21 protein-coding genes are annotated in these 17,722 nt (G+C 70.0%); 15 read left to right on the top strand and 6 right to left on the bottom strand.

Annotated features, from left to right (window positions below; genetic code table 11):
• Positions 1-548 precede the first annotated feature (548 nt).
• From R2S09_RS24085 to R2S09_RS24070, 4 genes are all read left to right on the top strand, one after another.
• On the top strand, positions 549-1,349 hold the full coding sequence (locus R2S09_RS24085; RefSeq protein ID WP_316743197.1) for an ABC-2 family transporter protein: 801 nt from the start codon (positions 549-551) through the stop codon (positions 1,347-1,349).
• A gap of 103 nt (positions 1,350-1,452) precedes the next feature.
• Positions 1,453-2,256, top strand: coding sequence for an ABC transporter permease (locus R2S09_RS24080; protein ID WP_399144539.1), 804 nt, complete (start codon positions 1,453-1,455; stop codon positions 2,254-2,256).
• Between the two features lie 15 nt (positions 2,257-2,271).
• Positions 2,272-3,282, top strand: a complete 1,011-nt coding sequence (locus tag R2S09_RS24075; RefSeq protein ID WP_306189435.1) for an ATP-binding cassette domain-containing protein — start codon at positions 2,272-2,274, stop codon at positions 3,280-3,282.
• Between the two features lie 121 nt (positions 3,283-3,403).
• Positions 3,404-4,150, top strand: a complete 747-nt coding sequence (locus R2S09_RS24070; RefSeq protein WP_316743193.1) for a DUF1707 domain-containing protein — start codon at positions 3,404-3,406, stop codon at positions 4,148-4,150.
• Between the two features lie 284 nt (positions 4,151-4,434).
• Here R2S09_RS24070 and R2S09_RS24065 read toward each other — a convergent pair whose 3' ends face one another.
• The gene (locus R2S09_RS24065) at positions 4,435-5,781 is read right to left on the bottom strand and encodes an SGNH/GDSL hydrolase family protein (protein ID WP_316743191.1); all 1,347 of its coding nucleotides are present in this window, start codon (positions 5,779-5,781) and stop codon (positions 4,435-4,437) included.
• A gap of 231 nt (positions 5,782-6,012) precedes the next feature.
• Between R2S09_RS24065 and R2S09_RS24060 the strand changes: the two genes are divergently transcribed.
• On the top strand, positions 6,013-7,365 hold the full coding sequence (locus tag R2S09_RS24060; protein ID WP_372337732.1) for a DUF445 domain-containing protein: 1,353 nt from the start codon (positions 6,013-6,015) through the stop codon (positions 7,363-7,365).
• A gap of 343 nt (positions 7,366-7,708) precedes the next feature.
• Positions 7,709-9,262, top strand: a complete 1,554-nt coding sequence (locus R2S09_RS24055) for an MFS transporter (protein ID WP_306189438.1) — start codon at positions 7,709-7,711, stop codon at positions 9,260-9,262.
• Positions 9,263-9,326: 64 nt separating this feature from the next.
• Here R2S09_RS24055 and R2S09_RS24050 read toward each other — a convergent pair whose 3' ends face one another.
• The gene (locus R2S09_RS24050) at positions 9,327-9,644 is read right to left on the bottom strand and encodes a hypothetical protein (protein WP_306189439.1); all 318 of its coding nucleotides are present in this window, start codon (positions 9,642-9,644) and stop codon (positions 9,327-9,329) included.
• A gap of 248 nt (positions 9,645-9,892) precedes the next feature.
• On the opposite strand from R2S09_RS24050, the gene R2S09_RS24045 reads away from it, so the two are divergent.
• The 4 genes from R2S09_RS24045 to R2S09_RS24030 all read left to right on the top strand — a co-directional run bounded on the left by R2S09_RS24045 (position 9,893) and on the right by R2S09_RS24030 (position 11,825).
• A complete protein-coding gene (locus R2S09_RS24045) occupies positions 9,893-10,366 on the top strand; it encodes a carboxymuconolactone decarboxylase family protein (protein WP_316743188.1) in 474 nt (157 codons plus the stop codon).
• A 136-nt stretch (positions 10,367-10,502) separates the two neighbouring features.
• Positions 10,503-10,922 carry an Hsp20/alpha crystallin family protein gene (locus tag R2S09_RS24040; RefSeq protein ID WP_306189461.1) on the top strand — a complete coding sequence of 140 codons (420 nt, stop codon included), beginning with the start codon at positions 10,503-10,505 and terminating at the stop codon, positions 10,920-10,922.
• 134 nt (positions 10,923-11,056) lie between these two features.
• The gene (locus tag R2S09_RS24035) at positions 11,057-11,533 is read left to right on the top strand and encodes a DUF2267 domain-containing protein (protein WP_316743186.1); all 477 of its coding nucleotides are present in this window, start codon (positions 11,057-11,059) and stop codon (positions 11,531-11,533) included.
• A gap of 169 nt (positions 11,534-11,702) precedes the next feature.
• A complete protein-coding gene (locus tag R2S09_RS24030; RefSeq protein ID WP_316743184.1) occupies positions 11,703-11,825 on the top strand; it encodes a hypothetical protein in 123 nt (40 codons plus the stop codon).
• A gap of 55 nt (positions 11,826-11,880) precedes the next feature.
• Here R2S09_RS24030 and R2S09_RS24025 read toward each other — a convergent pair whose 3' ends face one another.
• Positions 11,881-12,732, bottom strand: a complete 852-nt coding sequence (locus R2S09_RS24025) for a helix-turn-helix transcriptional regulator (protein ID WP_316743182.1) — start codon at positions 12,730-12,732, stop codon at positions 11,881-11,883.
• A 15-nt stretch (positions 12,733-12,747) separates the two neighbouring features.
• The gene (locus R2S09_RS24020) at positions 12,748-13,506 is read right to left on the bottom strand and encodes a DUF6879 family protein (protein WP_316743180.1); all 759 of its coding nucleotides are present in this window, start codon (positions 13,504-13,506) and stop codon (positions 12,748-12,750) included.
• A gap of 172 nt (positions 13,507-13,678) precedes the next feature.
• Between R2S09_RS24020 and R2S09_RS24015 the strand changes: the two genes are divergently transcribed.
• The 4 genes from R2S09_RS24015 to R2S09_RS24000 all read left to right on the top strand — a co-directional run bounded on the left by R2S09_RS24015 (position 13,679) and on the right by R2S09_RS24000 (position 15,664).
• A complete protein-coding gene (locus R2S09_RS24015) occupies positions 13,679-13,885 on the top strand; it encodes a hypothetical protein (RefSeq protein ID WP_316743178.1) in 207 nt (68 codons plus the stop codon).
• 202 nt (positions 13,886-14,087) lie between these two features.
• Positions 14,088-14,306, top strand: coding sequence for a hypothetical protein (locus R2S09_RS24010; RefSeq protein ID WP_316743176.1), 219 nt, complete (start codon positions 14,088-14,090; stop codon positions 14,304-14,306).
• A 116-nt stretch (positions 14,307-14,422) separates the two neighbouring features.
• The gene (locus R2S09_RS24005) at positions 14,423-14,923 is read left to right on the top strand and encodes a hypothetical protein (RefSeq protein ID WP_316743173.1); all 501 of its coding nucleotides are present in this window, start codon (positions 14,423-14,425) and stop codon (positions 14,921-14,923) included.
• Between the two features lie 72 nt (positions 14,924-14,995).
• Entirely contained in the window at positions 14,996-15,664 is a 669-nt protein-coding gene (locus tag R2S09_RS24000) for a class I SAM-dependent methyltransferase (protein WP_316743172.1), read from the top strand.
• A 133-nt stretch (positions 15,665-15,797) separates the two neighbouring features.
• On the opposite strand, the gene R2S09_RS23995 is transcribed toward R2S09_RS24000, so the two are convergent.
• Entirely contained in the window at positions 15,798-16,010 is a 213-nt protein-coding gene (locus tag R2S09_RS23995) for a DUF397 domain-containing protein (protein ID WP_316743170.1), read from the bottom strand.
• Positions 16,007-16,855 (bottom strand): helix-turn-helix transcriptional regulator, encoded by an 849-nt coding sequence (locus R2S09_RS23990; protein WP_316743168.1) that lies wholly within the window; start codon positions 16,853-16,855, stop codon positions 16,007-16,009. The genes R2S09_RS23995 and R2S09_RS23990 overlap by 4 nt, the downstream gene beginning before the upstream one ends.
• 220 nt (positions 16,856-17,075) lie before the next feature.
• Between R2S09_RS23990 and R2S09_RS23985 the strand changes: the two genes are divergently transcribed.
• On the top strand, positions 17,076-17,711 hold the full coding sequence (locus R2S09_RS23985; protein WP_316743166.1) for an ATP-binding protein: 636 nt from the start codon (positions 17,076-17,078) through the stop codon (positions 17,709-17,711).
• Positions 17,712-17,722 lie beyond the last annotated feature (11 nt).

The raw sequence follows: 17,722 nt of genomic DNA, 5'->3' as shown, positions 1-17,722 counted from the left end.
CCCCGCGCGGCCCTGGCCCGCGGACTCCTCGCGTTCCTGTCCGGCGGCCCGGGCGGAGCCCTGCGTCGCGGATCCGGAGCTGCCCTGTCCGGTGGCCGCCGCCCGGCCCGGTGCCGCGGAACCCTCGGTGTCCTCCCCGGCGGCTCCCCCGGCACCCTCTCCGGCGTCCCCGGCCGGGCGTTGCGCCGTGGAGCCCTGCTCCGTGGCGGCGGGCCCCGTCCCGGCTGCGGGCTTCGGCGGCCGGGTTCGGTCGGGTCGGTGTGCGGTCGCCTCCGGTTCGGCGGACCGCGGCTGCGGCTGCGCCTCCGCCTGTGGCTGCTCGGCCTGCGGCTGCGGCTCGTCGCTCATCTCGTGCACGGACTCCTGTTTCGCGTCGTACGTCGCCGTACGCCCTCATGCGCCTTGTGCGCCCCCAGATGAAGACTCTCGCACCAAGCGTTCCGTTCCCGGTCCCGGGCAATTGTCCGGGCGGAAAACGCGTGGCACGTCGCGTCGCGCGCGCACTAGGCTCCTGCGCTTCGGTGTCGGCGGAGCTTGGAGGGCGTGACGTGGGCGCTGGGCGGTTGTACGCGGCCGTCGCGGCGGGGGGATTCAGACGGTACGCGACGTATCGGGCGGCCACGGCGGCCGGGGTGTTCACGAACACGGTTTTCGGGCTGATCCTCGTGTACACGTACCTTGCGTTGTGGGATGTCCGCCCGCATCTGGGCGGCTACGACCGTGCCCAGGCCGTGACGTACGTATGGCTGGGACAGGCATTTCTGTCCACGCTCGCGATCGGCGGGGGCGGGGTCGAGGACGAGCTGATGGAACGCATCCGTACGGGTGACATCGCCATCGATCTGTACCGGCCCGCCGACCTGCAGCTGTGGTGGCTGGCGGCCGACCTGGGCCGCGCGATGTTCCAGCTGGTGGGCCGCGGGATCGTGCCCTTCGTGTTCGGGGCGCTGTTCTTCCCCGTCGCGCTGCCCACCGACCCGCTGACCTGGGCGGCGTTCCTCGGTGCCGTGCTGTTGGCGATGCTGGTGAGCTTCGGGATCAGGTTCCTGGTCGCGCTGAGCGCGTTCTGGCTGATGGACGGGACCGGTGTGGTGCAGATGGCGTGGCTGGCCGGGTATTTCTGCTCGGGGATGCTGCTGCCGCTGAACGTCTTCCCCGGCGCGCTCGGCGAGGTGGTCCGGGCGCTGCCTTGGTCCTCGCTGCTGCAGGCCCCGGCCGACGTACTGCTGGGGCACGCCGTCCCGTTGAGCACGTACGCCTTCCAGGGAGCGTGGGCGGTGGCGCTGCTGGCGGCCGGGCGGCTGCTGCAGTCGGCGGCGACGCGGCGGGTGGTGGTCCAGGGTGGCTGAGATCACAGGGGCCGGGCCCCACGGGCGCCGTACGGACGAGGAGACCGAGGCCGCAGCCGCACCCGCACCCACACCCGCTCCCGCACTCGCGTCCCGCGGCCGGCTGGCGGACGGCCTGCGGGCCTACTGTCTGATCGCCGGGATGTGGCTGCGTTCCACGATGGCCTACCGGGCCTCCTTCGTCATGACCACGATCGGGAACTTCGTGGCGACCGCGCTGGACTTCGTGGCGATCCTGCTGATGTTCTCCCGCGTGGACGCCCTCGGCGGCTACACGCTGCCGGAGATCGCCTTCCTCTACGGGCTGACCAGCATCTCCTTCGGGCTGGCCGACCTCGCGATCGGCTCGATGGACCGGCTGGGCCGGCGGGTGCGCGACGGCACGCTGGACACGCTGCTGGTGCGCCCGGCCCCGGTGCTCGCCCAGGTCGCCGCGGACCGGTTCGCGCTGCGCCGCCTGGGCCGTGTGGTGCAGGGCGCGCTCGTGCTGGCCTACGCCCTCGGCTCGCTCGACGTGCACTGGACGGCCCCGAAGGTGCTGCTGATGCCGCTGATGACGCTGGGCGGCGCGGCGATCTTCTGCGCGGTGTTCGTCGCCGGGGCGGCCTTCCAGTTCGTGGCGCAGGACGCCTCCGAGGTGCAGAACGCCTTCACCTACGGCGGCACCACGCTGCTCCAGTATCCGCCGACGGTGTTCGCGCGGGAGCTGGTGCGCGGGGTGACGTTCGTGCTGCCGCTGGCGTTCGTCAACTGGCTGCCCGCGAGCTACGTGCTCGGGCGGCCGTATCCGCTGGCGCTGCCGTGGTGGACGGCGTTCGCCTCGCCGCTGGTGGCGGTGGGCTGCTGTGCGCTGGCGGGACTGGCCTGGCGCGTGGGGCTGCGCTCGTACCGGAGCACGGGAAGCTGAAGGGACGTGGAACCCATGGAACTGGACGGACCGGGGAGCGGGACGGACGGGGCGTTCATCGAACTCGACCGCGTCGAGAAGGTCTTCGAGGTGCGCAGGAAGACCGGTTTCCTCAAGCGGGAACGGCGGCGGGTGCGCGCGGTCGACGCGATCTCCTTCTCCGTGGCGCGCGGCGAGATGGTGGGCTACATCGGCCCGAACGGCGCAGGCAAGTCGACGACGATCAAGATGCTCACGGGCATTCTCACCCCCAGCGGCGGCCGGCTGCGCGTCGCCGGAATCGACCCCTCCCGTGAGCGGACACGGCTCGCGCAGCGCATCGGGGTGGTGTTCGGGCAGCGTACGACGCTGTGGTGGGATCTGCCGCTGATCGACTCCTACCGGCTGATGCACCGCATGTACCGCATCCCCGACGCCCGTTACCGGGCGAACCTCGACCGCTGCGTCGAACTCCTCGAACTGGCGGACCTGCTGGACGTCCCGGTGCGCCAGCTCTCCCTCGGCCAGCGCATGCGCGGCGACATCGCGGCGGCCCTGCTGCACGACCCGGACGTCCTCTACCTCGACGAGCCGACCATCGGCCTGGACGTCATCAGCAAGGCCAGGGTGCGCGAGTTCCTGCGCGACCTGAACGCCGAGCGCGGTACGACGGTGCTGCTGACGACGCACGACCTCCAGGACATCGAGCAGTTGTGCTCGCGAGTGATGGTCATCGACCACGGGCGCCTGATGTACGACGGCCCGCTCGCCGGGCTGCACGAGGCGGGCGAGAGCGAACGCACCCTCGTGGTCGACCTGGAGCGGGAGCTGCCGCCGATCGAGGTGCCGGGCACGCGCGTGGTGCGCGTGGAGGGGCCGCGGCAGTGGCTGGCCTTCCCGGCCGCCGATTCGGCGGCGCCGCTGGTGGCGCGGATCGCGGACCGGTATCCGCTGGTGGACCTGTCGGTGCGGGAGCCGGACATCGAGGCGGTGATCGCCAAGATGTACGCGGCTTCGGCGGCCGGTGCGGCGCGCGCGGTGTCCTAGCCCGGCGCGCGCTGTGTCGTAGCCCGGCGCGTGTGGTGTCGAAGCCCGGAGCGCGCGGTCTCACCGGCTGGGGCGCGCGGTCTCGTAGCCTGGCGAGCGGGGAACTCGTAGGCTGCTCCACATGAGCGACGATGCCCCGGAGCTGCGCGCCTCCGACGCCGATCGTGAACGAGTCGCCGAGGTCCTGCGGGACGCCCTCGCCGAAGGGCGCCTGGACATGGCGGAGTTCGAGGAGCGCCTGGAAACGGCCTACAAGGCGCGCACATACGGGGAACTGGCCCCGCTCACCCGTGACCTGCCCGCCGGGCAGACCGCCGCCCCGGCGGTGTCTCTGCACAAGGCGCCCGTGGAGAGCGGGAGTTGGGTGAGCCGCGTGATCGGCGGTGAGGGCTCCTCGTCGTGGGCCGTCGCCATCATGTCCGGGTTCCAGCGCAAGGGGGCCTGGACCGTGCCCAGGCGGTTCAACTGCTTCTCGTTCTGGGGCGGGGGCGAGATCGACCTGCGCGAGGCCGACTTCGCCGACCGCGAGGTCGAGATCAACTGCGTGGCCATCATGGGCGGGATGCAGATCATCGTGCCGCCCGGCGTCGAGGTGATCGTGCGCGGCATCGGCATCATGGGCGGCTTCGACCACCGCGAGGAGGGCGTACCGGGGGAGCCGGGCGCCCCGCGCGTGATCGTGACGGGCTTCGCCTTCTGGGGCGGCGTGGGAGTGGAGCGCAAGCTCACCAGGGCGGAACGGCTCCGGCTGAAGGAAGAGCACCGCCAGGAGAAGCTGGACCGCCGGGCCGAGCGCCGCGAACTTCAGGCGGCCCGCCGTGAGGAGCGCTGGGAGCAGCGCGACCGCCGCAGGCACCGCCACCACTGACGCCCCGACGTCCCGAACCCCTGTCCGTGCGACGAGGCCCTGCGTCCGCGTCCGCGCCACCGAGGCCCTGCGCTCGCGTCTGCGCCACCGAGGCCCTGCGTCCGCGTCTGCGCCACCGAGGCCCTGCGTCCGCGTCTGCGCCACCGAGGCCCTGCGTCCGCGTCCGTGCGACGAGGCCCTGCGCCCGCGTCTGCGCCACCGAGGCCCCGCGCTCGCGTCCGTGCGACCGAGCCCCGGTCCGTGCGACCGGCGGCCCCCGGACTTCCGTCCGCGTCACCGGCGGCTCAGACCCCCGTCTGCACCGCCCCCCAGAGATCCTCCAGATCGAACACCTCGCCCATCCTCCGGTACCCCAGGTCGCTGGGGTGCAGATGGTCCCCGGAGTCGTACGCCTCGCGCAGCCGCCGCGGGTCGTAGGGGTCCCGCAGCGCCCGGTCGAAGTCGACGACGCCGTCGTACACCTCGCCGGCCCGGATGGCGTCGTTGACCTGCTGCCGTACCGCCTCCCGTGCCGCCGTCCAGCCGGGGTGGCCCCCGACGGGCATCAGGGTCGCGCCGATGACCTTCAGCCCGCGCGCGTGCGCCTGCCGTACCAGCGTGCGCAGCCCGGCGACGATCTTCGCCGGGTCGGGCAGCGCCCGGTTGCGCAGGATGTCGTTGATGCCGAGGTCGACCACGACGACCTTGGCGTTCGTGCGCTCCAGCACGTCCCGGGAGAAGCGGTGCAGCCCGCTGGGGTTGTCCGCGGGCCGCCCGGGCCCGTCGGTGAGTATCTCGTTGCCGCTGATGCCCTCGTTGACGACGCTGTAGCGGGGTATGTCCCGGTCGGCGGCGACGGCGACCCGCAGCCGCTCCGCCAGGACGTCGGTCCAGCGGTGGTTGGCGTCGACGGTCGAGGTGATGCCGTCGGTGATCGAGTCGCCGAGGACGACGACGGTCCCGTCCGCCTGGTCGCTGAGCAGGTCCAGCGCGGTCAGGTAGCGCCAGTACGGCGTCCGCTCGGTGTACGGGGTGCCGGTGGTGTCCTCGGTGTGGTCGCCCTGGGCGACGTAGGAGGTCTGGCGGGCGCGCGGATGGTAGGTGACCGGGCCGGAGGGGGTGGGGGAGTAGGTGGTGACCAGGACGTCCGCGTTCTGCGGTACGGCGATGCGGACGGCGTCGCTGACCACCTGCCCGCCCGGCGGGACGACGACGCTCGGCGCGCCGGAGAAGGTGAGCCGCCGCATCGTGTCCGCGGCGGCGGCAGCGGTGCCGTCGGTGCCGGTGCCCCTGGCGGCGGCGACCGCGACCGAGGCGTGCGAGATCGTCAGCGGCGACTGGCCGTAGAGATTGGACAGCGTGATACGGGCACTCGTACCCGCGACGCTCGTGTGCACGACGTTGCGCACCGAGCGGCCCGCCATACCGGTGGTCTCCGTGCCGGGTTCGGCGGCGGCCGGGGCGGCGGCCCAGGCCCCCACCCAGACGGCCGTGGAGGCGGGTGCGGCGGAGTCGTGCCGGCCGTGCCGGGCGGCGAGGGAGTCCTCGGGTGTGCCGTCGTCGGAGGCGAGCACGCTGTACAGAGCGGCGGAAGCGGCCACGATCAGCGCGACGATCGCAGCGAGCAGGCCGTAGCCGTGACGCCTGGTCATATGGGTGATGTTCTCCTCCGGCGGCGGGAGCCCAGTGCTCCGGTCCTCTTCCGACAGACGCCGGGAACTTCTGTCGCGTTCCGGGAGTCGGTCAGGCAGGGACAATTGTGTACGGGACCCGTGGGCGATCATCGAACGGGTGGGCCAAAGGCTCCGGAGCACCCCGGTGCGGCCGGAGCCGCCGGACCGGCGCGGACCGAAGGACCGGCGCTGAGCCGAACGGTCGAGTGGATGGAACGGTGGATGGAACCAACGACACAGGCCGGCCCGGAAGCGGCGCAGGCGCAGGCCGAGGCGGAGGCCGCCGTCTCGCACCGCGCGATGACCGTGTTCAGCCCCGCCGACGAGGAGCGCCGGCGCGGTGTGCGCCGGATGAAGCTGACCGCGGCCGGGCTGCTGCTGTTCGTGGCCGTGGTCTACGTCCTCGCCAAGTGGGCCGAGCACCGGGGCGCGGGCGCCTGGGCGGGCTATGTCGCGGCGGCGACCGAGGCGGGCATGGTGGGCGCCCTGGCCGACTGGTTCGCCGTCACCGCCCTCTTCCGCCGTCCCCTGGGCCTGCCCATCCCGCACACCGCGATCATCCCCACCAAGAAGGACCAGCTCGGGGTCTCACTGGGTGAGTTCGTCGGCGAGAACTTCCTCTCCGAGGACGTCGTACGGCTGCGGCTGCGCGCCGTGGGGATCGGCAGCCGTCTGGGCGCCTGGCTCGCCCACCCGGAGCACGCGGACCGGGTGACCGCCGAGCTGGCCACCGCGCTGCGCGGCGCCCTGACGGTACTGCGCGACTCGGATGTGCAGGCGGTGGTCGGCGAGGCGATCACCCGCCGGGCGGGCGCGCAGGAGATCGCGCCCGGCCTCGGCAAGATGCTGGAGAAGATCGTCGCCGACGGCGGCCACAGACGCGTCGTCGACCTGGTCGTCGCGCGTGCGCACGACTGGCTGGTGCTGCACGGCGACTCCGTGATGGACGCGGTGCAGGGCGGTGCGCCCGGCTGGACCCCGAAGTTCGTCGACCGGAAGGTCGGGGAGCGCGTCTACAAGGAACTGCTGCGGTTCGTCACCGAGATGCGGGACATGCCCAGCCATCCCGCGCGCGGGGCGCTGGACCGCTTCCTCACCGACTTCGCCTCCGACCTGCAGTCCGACAGCGACACCCGTGCGCGGGTGGAGCGGCTCAAGGGCGAGGTGCTGGGCCGGGGCGAGGTCCAGGACCTGATCGCGTCCGCCTGGACCGCCGTACGGTCCATGATCGTCGCGGCGGCCGATGACGAGCACAGCGAGCTGCGCCTGCGCGTGCGGGCCTCCCTGCTCTCCCTGGGCGCCCGGATGGCCGTGGACCCCAAGGCACAGGGCAAGGTGGACCGCTGGGTGGAGGGCGCGGCGGTGTACGTGGTGACGACGTACCGCAGGGAGATCACCTCCCTGATCACCGACACGGTGGCGAGCTGGGACGCCGAGCACACCACCCGCAAGATCGAGGCCCACATCGGCCGTGACCTGCAGTTCATCCGCATCAACGGCACGGTGGTGGGCTCGCTGGCGGGGTTGCTGATCTACACGGTGTCGCGGGTGCTGGGGGCGTAGGGCGAGCGTTCGCCGCGGGGGCTGCGGGGGCTGCGGGGGCTGCGGGGGCTGCGGGGGCTGCGGGGGCGGCGGGCCGCGGGACGGGTGGGCGTGGTGGGCCCGGTGGGACAGGTGGGACGGTCGACCGGGGCCGGTTTCTGGTGGCCCGGTTGGCTGGTCGGCTGTGACCGGCCGTCCATGGCCGGGTGGGCCGGTCGCGGCCGTGACTGGCTTCCCATGGCCGGGCAGGCAGGCCGCCGTGGCCGGTTTCCGATGGCGGGTAGGCCGGTCGGCCGTGCCCCGGGCGTGATCCGTTCCATCGAGGGGAACCCGCATGGGGTTCCGCTCGACGAGGAGGGAGCCCATGGCCACCGCCACCGCGGCCACCGGCCGTACCGTGACCACCAGCATCCCCGCCCGGCTCGACCGCCTCCCCTGGTCGCGCTGGCACTGGACGATCGTCGTCGGTCTCGGCACCGTGTGGATCCTCGACGGCCTGGAAGTCACCGTCGTGGGCAACATCGCGAGCCGGCTGTCGGAGCCCGGCAGCGGCCTGTCGATCACCTCCGGTCAGGTCACGGGCGTGGCGGCGGCCCTCTATGTGGCGGGCGCCTGCACCGGCGCCCTCTTCTGGGGCCGGCTGACCGACCGCTGGGGCCGCAAGAGGCTCTTCATGATCACCCTTGCGGTGTACCTCGCGGCGACGGCCCTGACCGCCCTCTCCTTCCAGGCCTGGTGGTTCTTCCTCTTCCGCTTCCTGACGGGCTTCGGGATCGGCGGCGAGTACGCGGCGATCAACTCCGCGATCGACGAGCTGATCCCCGCGAACCACCGGGGACGCGTCGACCTGATCATCAACGGCAGCTTCTGGGTCGGCGCGGTCGGCGGTTCCCTGCTGTCGATCCTCGCGCTGAACACCGGCTTCCTGGCCGCCGACGTCGGCTGGCGGATGACGTTCGCCCTGGGCGCCGTCCTGGCCCTGGTGATCCTCCTGGTCCGCCGCCACGTCCCCGAGAGCCCGCGCTGGCTGCTGATCCACGGCCGGGACCGCGAGGCCGAGGAGGTGGTGGCCGACATCGAGGGCCGCGTCGAGGCGGAGAAGGGCGAGCCGCTGCCCGAGCCGCACGGCGAGATCACCATCCACCAGCGCAGGAGCGTGAGCTTCGTCGAGATCGGCCGCACCGTCTTCGCCGACTACCGCAGGCGGGCCGTCCTCGGCTTCTCGCTCTTCATCGGCCAGGCCTTCCTCTACAACGCCATCACCTTCGGCTTCGGCGCCATCCTGACCAAGTTCTTCGACGTTCCCTCCGACCGCACCGGCTACTACTTCGCCGTCATCGCGGTCGGCAACTTCATGGGCCCGCTGCTGCTGGGCAAGCTCTTCGACACGGTCGGCCGCCGGGTGATGATCTCCTGCACCTATCTGCTGTCCGGCGTGCTCCTGTTCAGCACGGCCTGGCTGTTCCACAGCGGCGCGCTGAGCGCCGTCACGCTGACGGCCTGCTGGTGCGTCGTGCTGTTCTTCGCCTCGGCCGGCGCCTCCAGCGCCTATCTGACCGTCTCCGAGATCTTCCCGATGGAGACCAGGGCGATGTCCATCGCCTTCTTCTACGCCATCGGCACCGCGGCCGGCGGCATCAGCGGCCCGCTGCTCTTCGCCGACCTCACCGGCACCGGCAGGATCGGCGACACGGTCCTCGCCTTCTCCGTCGGCGCCGCCCTGATGTGCGCGGCGGGCCTGGTGGCCGCCTTCCTCGCGGTCGACGCCGAACGCCGCTCCCTGGAGGACATCGCCAAGCCGCTGACGGCGGTGGCGCAGAAGGCGAAGGCGGCCACGAAGGGCGGCGGCCACCAGGACACCAGGCCTCCAGACGTCACGCCCCCGGACGCCACACCCCCGTCGTCGAGCCCGGCCTGACCTGACGGTGGGCCTGGCCCGGCAGTGGGCCTGACCTGACGGTGAGCGGAACCGGAGCCTACGGCTACGGGTGACGCCGGTCGGCGACGGCCCAGGAGGCCAGCGCGACCGCCCCCGCGACGGTGAACACGGAGGGCCAGGCGCCCATCTTCTTGGCCAGCGGATGCGACCCGGCGAACGCGGCGACGTAGGCGGCGGTGAGCGCCCCGGCCGCCTTCCCGCCGGCCCGCTGCCGCCACTGCTGCGCGGCGGCGGCCCCGGCGACGGCCAGCACGGCCCCGCCCAGCTGCCGCTTCTTGGTCCACCGGGCCACGCCGTACCCGCCGACGAGCCCGCCGGCGGCGACCACCGCCGGGGGAACCTTCGCCGCGACCTTCGCCATCACTGCCTCCCGCAGACATCGAACAGAAGCCGAGCAAACCGAGACTAACCCGCACAACAGCGCGCCGATCGACCGCCCCTCCGGATCGCGAACGCCTCGCCACCGGATGAGACCTAGGTCACATCATTCTCGCCGGCTGGGCTGTCACACACCGAGGCCGGCCTCCGTCGTACCTGTGCAACGCCGGAACGACGAATCAACGAAACAACGAGCCGACGGCGAGCAGGTCGACGAGCAAGGAGCCCACGATGGAAGCCCGTATCAGCCTCTTCGGAAACGACGTCGCGAACAAGTTCCTCCGCTACATCAACTCCGCGGGCAAGGTCCTGTCGGACTCGACGCTCCCGCACGCGACGCAGGAACTGGTGAAGCTCCGCGCCAGCCAGATCAACGGCTGCGGCTTCTGCACCGACATGCACTCCAAGGACGCCCTGCACGCCGGGGAGACCACGCAGCGCCTCCTGCTGGTCGCGGCCTGGAGGGAGGCGAAGGTCTTCACCGAGGCCGAGCGCGCGGCCCTGGAACTGGTCGAGCAGGGCACCCGGATCGCGGACGCGGCCGGCGGCGTGAGCGACGAGGTCTGGGAGAACGCCACCAAGCACTACGACGAGGACCAACTGGCCGCCCTGGTCTCCCTGATCGCCCTCATCAACGCCTACAACCGCGTGAACGTCATCGTCCAGCAGCCGGCGGGCGACTACCAGCCGGGCATGTTCGGCTGAGCCGGACCCTGGATCCGACCCGGCCCTCGGTCCGAGTCAGCCAACCTGAGCTGCCTCTTGTCAACTTTCATCCATCGAGTTATATAAGGGGCGTAGGGCATCGCACAGCAGTGCCACACGAGAGGAGTGACCCGTGATGCTCATGCGCTCCGACCCATTCCGCGAGTTCGACCGCCTCGCGCAGCAGGTCTTCGGCCCGGCCCGCCCCGGCGCGATGGCCATGGACGCCTACCGCTCCGGAGACGACTTCGTCGTCCATTTCGACCTCCCAGGGGTCGACCCGGAGACCATCGACCTCGACGTCGAACGCAACGTGCTCAACATCCGTGCCGAGCGGAAGTCCCCCGCCCCGGAGGGTGCGGAACTGATCGTCGCCGAGCGCCCGACGGGCACGTTCACCCGCCAGCTGTTCCTGGGCGAGACCCTCGACACCGAACGCATCGACGCGTCGTACGAGGCCGGCGTCCTCACGCTGCGCATTCCGGTGGCCGAACAGGCCAAGCCGCGCAAGATCCAGATCGCTGGTGGCGGCGGACGCAAGCAGCTGACCGGCTGAGCACCTGAGCCGCCGGCCGCGGCGAAAGCGGCCGGCGGCTACAGCCCAAGAGGCGTCCCGCGGGTCCGGTGTCACCCCGCGGGACGCGGCCACGTGTCCATGCCAGGACGACTTATGCGGAGGGGATCAGCAGGATGATCACGACGATGGCACCGGTGGAGACGACGAGGCGCGGCACGAGCGCCGTGCGCGGCGACGAAGCGGCAGAACACCGGCGGTGGGAAGAACTGACCGAGAAGGTGAGGGAAGCCGGCCAGTACGCGACGAGACCGGAGGCCGAACGGGTCACCCGCATCGTCCTCTCGGTCCTGGGCGGCCACGTGACCGGCGAGGAACGAGTGGACCTGGCCCAGGCCCTTCCCAGGGAAGCGGCACAGGTGATCGCCTCCCAGATCCCGGCCACCCGCCCCCTCACCGCACCGGAGTTCGTCGAGGCGGCGGCGGCCCGCATCGAAGGCTCCACCCCGGCCACGGCCCGCTGGGACGTCAGCTCGGTCCTGAGCGTCCTGGCCGACACACTGGACCCGAACCTGCTGAACCGCATCCTGACCCAACTCCCACCGGGCTACGCGCTGCTGTTCGGCAGAGCGGACCTGTCCCCGGCCCAGTAACGCCTACGGACGCACCAGGGCATCTGGCCACCGTCAGGAAGCGGGAGTTCCCTGGCGGTGGCCACGGCGGTGCCGAGATCCTGGGCGCGGGCAACCGACACGGGACCACTGGCGCGAGTGGGAAGACGTCACCTGCCCCACCCTGATAGTCGGAGGCGAGAACGGCACCATGGACAAGGCCGAGTTCACCGAGATGCACGCCCGCCGCCCCCACACCACCCACCTCCTGACCGTCCCACCGCCGGCCACGACGTACACCTGGACCAACCGGCGCCCCTGTACGGGGCGGTGAGGGCGTTCTTGGCCTGAGCCCTTGCGCTGCGAACAGGCTTCCCCGGGCATCGCGTTCAGCGCGAGAGCAACGTCCGTCGTACTGCACTGATGAGGTTCTGAGCGTCAACGCCGTACACGGCGGACTCCCGTAGTGTCTTCCACGTGCGCAGATAGGTGTCCACGCTGGCTTCGTCGTCGATCCACAACTCCGCGTGCCAGTTCTCGACGATCACCTGGCTGTCGTCGTATATCCAGAAGGCGGTGGCCGGGGGGATCTTGACCGGGGCGGACAGCGGGATGATCCCCAGCTCGACTGTGTCCAGCCCGATGGCTCCCGCGAGGCGATCAAGCTGGGCCGCAAGCACCGATGGTGGACAGATCAAGGTGTGAAGGGCGGCTTCCCACTGGAGGAGGTGGAAGCACTTCGAGGAGTCGTACAGCGCTTCCTGCCGCTTCACGCGTGACCGGACTGCTTCCTCGGTGTCCCGTGGCGATCGTTGTAGTTCCGCGTATCTCGTGAAGATCGACCGGGCGTAGTCCGGAGTCTGGAGGATTCCGAAGATCATGGAGGACTCCCAGCCGCGGAACACCGAGGCGTCGGCATGCGCGCTCAGGTGGGTGTCCTGGACCGCCTTGTGCCCGGAGGCCAGCTGACGCCGCCATGACCTGATGTGGGACTCGAAGCCCCGGAGGCGCGCGACCAGCTCGTCGTACGCCTCCGGCTGACCGGTTGCCTCCGCCCACTTGCGCAGGTCATCGGGCGTTGGAGTCTGCTTGCCGTTCTCCAGCCTGCTGACCTTGGACTTGTTCCACCCGTACTGCTCGGCGAGCTCAGCACCGGTGAGCCGACGCCCAGGGGCGGAGAGCCGGAGTTCGCGCAGCCGCACCCCGAGTGCTTCTCGTGCCTGCTGGTAGTCCGTGCTCACCGCTGCGCACCTGCCTTAGTCCTCCTTCGCGGTCAGCCGTGCCGCGAACTCCTCGTACGGGACGGCATGATGCAACGCCGCATCGCGCACCATGGCATACCGCAGCACCGCAGCAGGCTGCGTGATCAACTCGACGCTGACCAGGTCGTCGGCGTCATCGAAGTTGAGTCGTGCGACCAGCCGGGAGTCAAAGATCCAAAAATCTTCGGCGGGCAGGCCAAGGCGGTCGGCATCTTCTCGCCGGAGACTGAGGACCTCCTCTCCGACGGCGCTGTTACGGCGTGCGTTGTCCAGCAGATAGAGCTGACCATCCGTGGGCGGGTTGTCTACGATGCGGACACGCTCGAACCGCTTGCCGAGAGCAACCTGCTCGCGGCGCTCCGCGCACCATTCCGCGTCTACTCCCTCCCAGTTGACGGGCTCGCCCCGCCTGAACTGGGCGTAGGTGGTCGTGAGCTCGTCCGATGCGTAGCGGCGGCGCGTCTCCAGGCGCCAGGCCGTGTGCTCGAACTGCGTGAAGAGTCGGTCGAACTCGTCCAGCCCGATGACGTTGGGCACGTGGGCGACCTCCTTCGGGCCGAAGTCGACCAACAGCTCGCGCGGCACCACGATGGGCACCTCACCTTCGTTCAGGTGCCGGAGCTGGGCGATGTCGTCGGGGTCGGTGAGGGCGGGGCCGTGCACGATGACCTCCCCCGTGTCGAGGTCTTCGTGAATGGACGGGCACCCGTTGACGCCGCTGCCCGTGCCGTTGAAACGCAGTCGTCGGGTCATGATCACGTCCTTCTCGGGGGGACTGATCTCCCAAGCTTCCACGAGACCAACGCCTTACGTCCGAGCTTTGGTTGCCCTGAATCAGCAACCTTACGCAACTTCAACGAGGTGTCGAGCAACTTCACGCAACTTCTATGGCGCCTGACCACGCCCGCTGTCTACGGTCGCGTTCATGGCGAGAGCACACCAAGCCCAGTACGTCGATCCATACGCGGCCATCAAGTATCTGAGGTCAGCCCTTTCTCGGGCAGGCACCGTGCTGCCCTCGCCGGCAGTCGACGTCGGCTCGCCCGCTCTCGGGCTCGTGGAACTGGGCCGCGTACGCGCCGACGTGGCCATACGACGGGCAGAGGGGCTCCGACGAGGCGGCGACGCGTGAGCGGCGTGGGTAGCCTCGGCGCCGACGGCGGTCTCCCGCCCCGGATGACCTTACGGGTCTACACCGTGGACCGCGAAGGTCGCGTCACGAGCGACTCCGGCATCCACGGCTTCGAGGGCGCCGAAGCCGAGTCGGCCACAAGCCTTGGGCAGGAGTTCCCTCCCTGCGCGTGCCCTCACCACCGGGCCATGAGGGCAGTGCGATGAGCGCCCCTACCACCGACACCACGTCGTGGTCCCCGGAGTGCGCTCTCGCTCTCCGCCCCGGTTACGAGGATCTGCACGCACAGTGCCGCCAGACAGAGGACGTTCCTCTGCCCTACGCCACCGGACTCCTGCTCGTGCACCGCTGCACCTGCCTGTGCCGCGCCAACCGCCTGGGCACCACCCGAGTCGCCCGTTCCAGCCGGATCACCCAGTAGCTCTCGCTGGGATGGGACCCGCAAGGCGCCCGCACCGCGCGTCCAGACCTGGACAGGCTGGCGGATGGGGCGGGCTCGGACCGGTTCGGCACGACCTGTCTCCGAAGGAGTAGTCCATGACCGTCACGCTCGACCGACCTGCGAACACCCGCACACGGGACCCGAAGGAACTCCTCAACGCCGTCCAGCCCCACATCAAGCACCTGACGATCAACGTCCTGGACAGCGGCATGACCCTCTGGGACCGCGAGGTCGCCCTGCTGCTGCGCGACCAAACGATGGTCCGTGACATGGCCGAACGCATCCTCGGCAACGCCGTCATGTACACCATCGGCTGCATGGAGCACCCCGAGGTCCACCTGGGCGTCGGCAAGCTCGTCGACATCGGCGTTCACCAACTCATCCTCGACACGCCGGTGTGGTGGGCCCTGTGCGACGTGTACAACGAGGGCCGCTACAAGCACCACGCCCCGTTCATCGAGCGGCGCCGCGACGGCCTGTGCCTGAGCACGGCGGACTTCCTGAAGTCCATCGGCTTCGAGGTCGACGAGGAGTTGTGGGCGATCGACGGCACGGACTGCTCGCCGTGCGACAACAAGGTTCCCGACAGCCACTGAACGGCCCTACGCTGGCCCCTGTCCTCGGTCCCAGGAGGACAGGGGCCCAGCCCTTTCGAAGGATGAATCGCCTTGCCCGCACAACATGACATCGCCGCCGAGACGGAGCTGTGGGACACGTACGCCGCTTCTGCCTTCAAGGACGACGCGGAGCCGAGCTTCTGCTGGACCCAGTACGCCGGTCACGGACCCGGCCCCGAACTACTCGGCGACCCGCGCTCCGTCCTGGAGATCGGCTGCGGCACCGGCCGAGCCCTCGCCTACCTCGCTCAGCGCGGCATCTCCGCTCGCGGCGTTGACCTGTCTTCTGTCATGGTCAAGAAGACGACTGTGAAGTGGGCCAGTACAGGCGCGGAGTTCGTGTGCGCCGAGGTCTTGACGGACCTGAGCGAGCACGAGGCCACGTACGACGCCGTCTACTCGATCTTCGGAGCGGCGTGGTTCACCGACCCCAGCCGCCTCTTCCCGCTCGTCCGCCAGCGCCTCAAGCCCGGCGGGGTCTTCGCCTTCTCGCAGCCTCCAGCCATCCCAGGCGCATACGGGCCCCAGGGCATGTACAAGGGAGGCTTCGCCGGCAAGGCGATGTTCACCTACCGCTACAGCTACCCTCCGGCGGTGTGGGAGCGCATGCTGACACAGGCCGGGTTCGCCACGGCAGAGGCTCATGTGCTGGACGCGCCGCACTCAGGTCACATCGGGACTCTCCTGGTCCGCGCTACAGCTCCTGGCCAAGGCGACTGAGCGTCCCGACGGGTACGAGTCCGTCAGCCGACCAGCAGCCCTGACCTCAGCATCCCCAGACCCCGCACACCTGAGCCACCGAAAGCACGTCACGGCGGTGGGAGAGCCGGACGGTCGTCCGTCACCATGCGGCTCAACTGATCGCGGCTCGCGCCAAGGCCCGGACGAACACACGCCACGTCTCGATCCCGACTCGGACGACGGTGCCCGGTTCCCGCTTCGAGTCACGTATCAGAGCGCTGTCATCGGTGTGCGCGCACTCGACGCATTCGCCTCCCGCGCCATTGCTGTAGGAAGACTTGACCCAAGTACCGGGACTCTCGAAGTGGCCGATGCCTGTGTTCACCGTGCGTACTCCTTCACAAGGCTCTTGATCGTCTGGATGGTTCGTCGTGGGCTCAGGGCCGATGCCCGTAGCTCGTCGAAGGCTCGTGTGTACTGGCGGACGTGAGGCTCCCCCTCCAGGTACATCGCGTCGGTGATGCCGTCCCGGTACACGACGTCCGGGTCCTCCGGGTCGGGGTAGCCCAACATGGTGAAGGACCCGGTGGTCGGACAGGTGCCGGCGTCGAAGGGAAGCACCTGGAGAGTCACCCTGGGTTGTTCGACGGCCTCCAGTACGTGTTCCAACTGTGCGCGCATCAGCTCTCGGTCGCCGATCACTCTCCGCACCGCACCCTCGCTCACGACGAACCAGCAGTCCGGCGCCTCGGGGGCGGCGAGCATCGATTGGCGTTCGAGGCGTACCCGTACGGCTCGATCGATGTCTTCGGGCGGCATGTAGGAGCCGCATGTGTGGAGCTCCCGGGCGTAGGACTCGATCTGCAGGAGGCCGGGAAGTACCTCGCACTGGTATTGGCGGAGAGTCGAGGCATCCTGTTCCAGCCCGATGTAGATGGAGAACCACTCCGGCACTCCGGAACCGTGCACCTGCCACCACCCGCGTGTCTTGGCCTGCCGGGCAAGGGACTTCAGAAACTCCCGGAGTTCCTCGGTGGTGTTGTAGAAGCGGCACAAGGCGTCGATGTCGGAGGGCTGGATCCGTCCGCTGCCGGTCTCCATCCGATTGACCTTGGAGCCGCTCCAGTCAAGGGCCGCACCCACTTGTGCGCATGTCAGAGCCTGTTGTTCGCGGAGCTTTCGCAGCTCGATCGAGAGGCGACGGCGGCGCGCCGTCGGTGATCCGGCCATCTGGCCTCCTTCGTGTCGAACAGCGCTCAGTCTCTGTGCCAAGGCCGTCCCGCGCCAATCACTCGAAGGTGGGATTCTCTGCGTGCACATTGCACGGCGGGATTCGCGCCGGCCATTCTGGGACGGCGAAGGAGGACGACCGGTGTGAATCGCTGAGACCTCCAGCGTCCACACGAATCGGCGAGCAACGGAAGGTCCGGAAGTGATCCCAGGTGCATGCATGCTGCGAAGGCCGCTGGTCGTGGAGTTCACGGCCCTGGAAGAGGAAGTGGCGGCGCTACGGCGCGGGGTGCGGGCCCATCTCGAGAAATGGGGGCTGCAAGGCCTCACGGACGATGCTCAACTCTGCGTGAGTGAACTCGTGGCCAACGTCATCACTCACGTCGGAACGGGAACGCCGACCACTCTTGCCGTCCTGCTGAACGACAGGTTCCTTCGCATCGAGGTCCATGACCCCGACACCCGTGCCCTGCCCACGCTCGTGGCCGCGGACACCGAGGCGGAAGGCGGGCGAGGCATGGCACTCGTCGCGGCGATGACCGATCGCTGGGGTGTCGAGCTCCTCGCCGACCGGAAGGTGACCTGGTGCGAGCTGGCGACGACGCTGCCGTCCTCCCCGAGCCGTGACCGTGGCGCGCGGGTGACCCGGGCGGAGGCGCTCGACCTCTACGGTGCGGGAGAACCCAGGCTCGGTTCACACCTCGGCAGGTTGAGCATCACCGAGGCGGAGGAGGCGGTGATCTCCATCGTCACCGACCTCCTCCACTGGCTCGGGGCACATGGCCGCAACGCGGATCACGTGCTGGACCGCACCCGGATGCGCTTCGAGACCCGGGTGTCCGAACTCCGCTCGTGATTCGACTCGGC

The organism is Streptomyces sp. MK7 (genome assembly GCF_032658145.1).
GTDB lineage: Bacteria > Actinomycetota > Actinomycetes > Streptomycetales > Streptomycetaceae > Streptomyces > Streptomyces spiralis.
Note: the sequence above shows the minus strand (reverse complement) of the source record. Positions and strands in the feature narration are given on the sequence as shown.

Coding starts and splice junctions, on each gene's coding strand:
- R2S09_RS24040 (WP_306189461.1), top strand. CDS start 10,503: ATGCTCATGCGCTCCGACCCATTCCGCGAGTTCGACCGCCTCGCGCAG.
- R2S09_RS24035 (WP_316743186.1), top strand. CDS start 11,057: ATGATCACGACGATGGCACCGGTGGAGACGACGAGGCGCGGCACGAGC.
- R2S09_RS24055 (WP_306189438.1), top strand. CDS start 7,709: ATGGCCACCGCCACCGCGGCCACCGGCCGTACCGTGACCACCAGCATC.
- R2S09_RS24065 (WP_316743191.1), bottom strand. CDS start 5,781: ATGACCAGGCGTCACGGCTACGGCCTGCTCGCTGCGATCGTCGCGCTG.
- R2S09_RS24075 (WP_306189435.1), top strand. CDS start 2,272: ATGGAACTGGACGGACCGGGGAGCGGGACGGACGGGGCGTTCATCGAA.
- R2S09_RS24050 (WP_306189439.1), bottom strand. CDS start 9,644: ATGGCGAAGGTCGCGGCGAAGGTTCCCCCGGCGGTGGTCGCCGCCGGC.
- R2S09_RS23985 (WP_316743166.1), top strand. CDS start 17,076: ATGCTGCGAAGGCCGCTGGTCGTGGAGTTCACGGCCCTGGAAGAGGAA.
- R2S09_RS24070 (WP_316743193.1), top strand. CDS start 3,404: ATGAGCGACGATGCCCCGGAGCTGCGCGCCTCCGACGCCGATCGTGAA.
- R2S09_RS24045 (WP_316743188.1), top strand. CDS start 9,893: ATGGAAGCCCGTATCAGCCTCTTCGGAAACGACGTCGCGAACAAGTTC.
- R2S09_RS23990 (WP_316743168.1), bottom strand. CDS start 16,855: ATGGCCGGATCACCGACGGCGCGCCGCCGTCGCCTCTCGATCGAGCTG.
- R2S09_RS24015 (WP_316743178.1), top strand. CDS start 13,679: ATGGCGAGAGCACACCAAGCCCAGTACGTCGATCCATACGCGGCCATC.
- R2S09_RS24020 (WP_316743180.1), bottom strand. CDS start 13,506: ATGACCCGACGACTGCGTTTCAACGGCACGGGCAGCGGCGTCAACGGG.
- R2S09_RS24060 (WP_372337732.1), top strand. CDS start 6,013: ATGGAACGGTGGATGGAACCAACGACACAGGCCGGCCCGGAAGCGGCG.
- R2S09_RS24030 (WP_316743184.1), top strand. CDS start 11,703: ATGGACAAGGCCGAGTTCACCGAGATGCACGCCCGCCGCCCCCACACC.
- R2S09_RS24010 (WP_316743176.1), top strand. CDS start 14,088: ATGAGCGCCCCTACCACCGACACCACGTCGTGGTCCCCGGAGTGCGCT.
- R2S09_RS24005 (WP_316743173.1), top strand. CDS start 14,423: ATGACCGTCACGCTCGACCGACCTGCGAACACCCGCACACGGGACCCG.